Raw genomic sequence first — 3,019 nt, forward strand, 5'->3', positions numbered from 1 at the left:
GGCCGGCCTGCCCGCGAGGGCCAGGGTCTCGATGGCCTTGCCCGCGTAGATCGGCCGCCGGAAACGCAGCTCGCCGCCCTCGCCGAGGATCTCCACGCAGTCCGCGGCCAGGCCGACGCCGAGCTGCGCCGCCAGGCGCGCGGCCAGCTCGCGCGTGTGCGTGCTGACGCTCATCAGGAGCAGGTCCGCCTCGCCGCCCGCCAGCGCACGCTTGGCGAGCGCTAGCTGCAGCTCGAGGTTGAAGTCGGCGCAGGCGGGATCCTCGACGCTGATGACGCGATCGGCGCCCTGCGCCCCCGCGCTCGCCGCGAGCGCTGCGCTGCCCGGCCCGCCGAAGAGCAGGGCCGTCACGCTGCCGCCGCTCGCGTCGGCCTGCCGGCGCGCTTCGCCGAGAGCCTCCAGGGACCCCTTGCTCAGCACCTGGCCCTTGGTCTCCAGGTACACCCAGATGGCTGCCATTCCTCGATCCTCCTCGTCCTGGTCGGGTGGCGGCTAGACGGCCTTGGCTTCGTTGCGCAGCAGCTCCACCAGCTGCTTGACCTGATCGGGGATCTCCCCCACCAGGCGCTTGCCCGTGGCGCGGGTCGGCGGCAGACCGAGCCCGCGGCGCTCCACGCGCGGCGCCGGTGCCAGCCCAAGCTCGGCCAGCGTCACGAGCGCGCGGGGCTTGCGTCCCGCCTGCATGATGCCCGGCAGGCTCGGGTAGCGCGGCTCGTTGAGCCCCTTCTGGCAGCTGAAGAGCGCCGGCAGCTTGACGACGAGCGTCTCGCGCTGGCCGTCCGCCTCGCGGCCCACGGTGGCTTCGCCGCCTGCGAGCGCGAAGGACGTGATGAAGGTCACGGCCGGCAGGCCGAGCAGCTCGGCGACGGCCGGGCCGACCTGATGGCTGTCGTCGTCGGTCGCCTGCTTGCCGCAGAAGACCAGGTCGCAGTCCCCCTCGCGCTGGATCATCGCGGCGAGCGCCGCGGCGACGCCGGCGGCGTCCAGCCCGAGGGCCGCCTCCTCGCGCATCAGCACGGCGCGGTCGGCGCCCATCGCGAGGGCGGTCTTGACTGCCTCGTCAGCGCTGGCCGGCCCGAGGTTGAAGACCACGACCTCGCTGCCGCTCGCTTCCTTGACGCGGATCGCCTGCTCGACGGCGAACTCGTCGTAGGGATTGAGGACGAGCTGCACGCCGGCGAGCTTGATCGCCTCGCCGCCTGGCGTCAGCTCGATCTTGGCGGCCGTGTCGGCCACCTGCTTGATCATCACCGCGATCTTCATCTCGCTCCTTGGATCGACGCCCGCGGCCGGCTAGGAGGCCTCCTCCAGCGCCAGTTCACGGGCGATCACGAGGTGCTGCACCTCGCTGGTGCCTTCGTAGATCTCGAGCACGCGGGCGTCGCGGAAGAGCCGCTCCACCTTGAAGTCCCTGAGGTAACCGTAGCCGCCGTGCACCTGCACGGCCTTTTCGGCGCAGAAGACGGCCGCGCGGCTCGCGTAGAGCTTGGCCATCGACGCCGCCATGGCCACGGACCGGCCCGCGGCCTGCTCGACCGCGGCGCGATAGGTGAGCAGCCGGGCGGCCTCCACCTGCAGCGCCATCTCGACGAGCTGCCACTGAACGGACTGGAAGCGGCCGATCGGCGAGCCGAACTGCTCGCGCTGGCCCGCGTAGCGCCGCGCCTCCGCGAGCGCGGCGCCCGCGACGCCCAGGCTCTGGGCCGCGATGCCGATGCGCCCCGCATCGAGCATGCCGAGAGCGATCTTGAGGCCCTGGCCCGGCTCGCCGAGCAAGGCCGACTCCGGCAGCAGCGCATCCTCCAGGGTGACCATCACCGTGGAGGAGGCGTTCAGCCCCATCTTCCGCTCCTCGGGCCCGCAGTGCACGCCCTCGGTCCGGAAATCGAGGATGAAGGCGCTGATCCCCCGCGTGCCGGCGCTCGGATCGCTGACCGCGTAGAGGATGCCGAAGTCCGCGTGCGCGCCGTTCGTGATGAAGGCCTTGCTTCCGCTGAGCCGCCAACCGCCGGCCACCGCCTCGGCGCGGCAGCGCAGGCTGGCCGCGTCGCTGCCCGCGCCCGGCTCCGTAAGCAGGTAGGCGCCGAGCGTCCGCCCCGCCGCGGCATCCGGCAGCCACTGCCGCCGCTGCGCGTCGCTCCCGTAGCGCAGGAGGGTTCCGTTGGCCAGCGTGTTGTGCACGGAGAGGATCACGCAGGTCGAAGCGCAGGCCTTGGCGATCTCCTCGAGGACGAGAATGTAGGACAGGCTGTCCAGTCCCGCGCCGCCGTATTCCGCCGGCACGGTGATGCCCATCAGGCCGAGCGTGGCCGCCTTGCGCAGGATGTCCGCCGGGAAGGCCTTCTCGGCGTCCAGACGCGCCGCGACCGGCTCGATCTCGCCCTGCGCGAAGTCCCGCGCCATGTCGCGGATCATGCGCTGCTGCTCGGTGAGCTGGAAGTCCATCGGCGAGTCCCGTCTAGCGCGCGGCCAGGAAGTGCAGTCGAAACGGAGTCGGCAGTCTAGTCGAAGGCGCGGCCCTACTCAAGACCAAAGGCCGCGCCGGCGGCGGCCAGGCGCTGGAGCAGATCCAGCGTGATGCGTCGCGTCGCGCCCCAGATGATCTCGTCCTCCCAGCACCAGGCCGGCGCGCGCAGGCGGCGCTCCGGCAGCGCGATCTCCACCTCGCGGCTCTGCGCGGGGTCGGCGAGCCAGGCCAGCGGCACCTGGAAGACCTGCGCCACCTCGGCCGGACTTGCGGTGCCGTAGTCGCCGGCGGGCCAGAGGCTGAGGAAGGGCTGGATGCTGTACTTGGCGAGCGTGCTCACCCGGGCCAAGGGGCCGCAGAGCTCGATGCGCGCGGGATCGACGGCCACTTCCTCCGCCGCTTCACGCAGCGCGGTCGCGGCGAGGTTGGCGTCGCCCGCTTCGCGCAGGCCGCCGGGAAAGGCCACCTGCCCGGCGTGGTCCGGGAGCGACGCGGCGCGGCGCAAGAAGAGCAGGGCAGGCTGTCCGGCTCGATCGAGCAGGGGCACGAGGA

At 72.4% G+C, this 3,019-nt stretch carries 4 protein-coding genes; all 4 read right to left on the reverse strand.

Going from position 1 to position 3,019, the window contains the following annotated elements:
* Positions 1-459: electron transfer flavoprotein subunit alpha/FixB family protein (locus tag FJ251_15050; GenBank protein ID MBM4119019.1), on the reverse strand; the 459-nt coding region annotated here is incomplete at its 3' end.
* Between the two features lie 33 nt (positions 460-492).
* Positions 493-1,263, reverse strand: a complete 771-nt coding sequence (locus tag FJ251_15055) for an electron transfer flavoprotein subunit beta/FixA family protein (GenBank protein MBM4119020.1) — start codon at positions 1,261-1,263, stop codon at positions 493-495.
* 30 nt (positions 1,264-1,293) lie between these two features.
* Entirely contained in the window at positions 1,294-2,445 is a 1,152-nt protein-coding gene (locus FJ251_15060) for an acyl-CoA dehydrogenase (protein MBM4119021.1), read from the reverse strand.
* A gap of 74 nt (positions 2,446-2,519) precedes the next feature.
* The coding region (locus tag FJ251_15065; protein MBM4119022.1) for a CoA pyrophosphatase at positions 2,520-3,019 on the reverse strand (500 nt) is incomplete at its 5' end.

The sequence above is a fragment of the bacterium genome (genome assembly GCA_016873475.1).
Lineage (GTDB): Bacteria > Krumholzibacteriota > Krumholzibacteriia > JACNKJ01 > JACNKJ01 > VGXI01.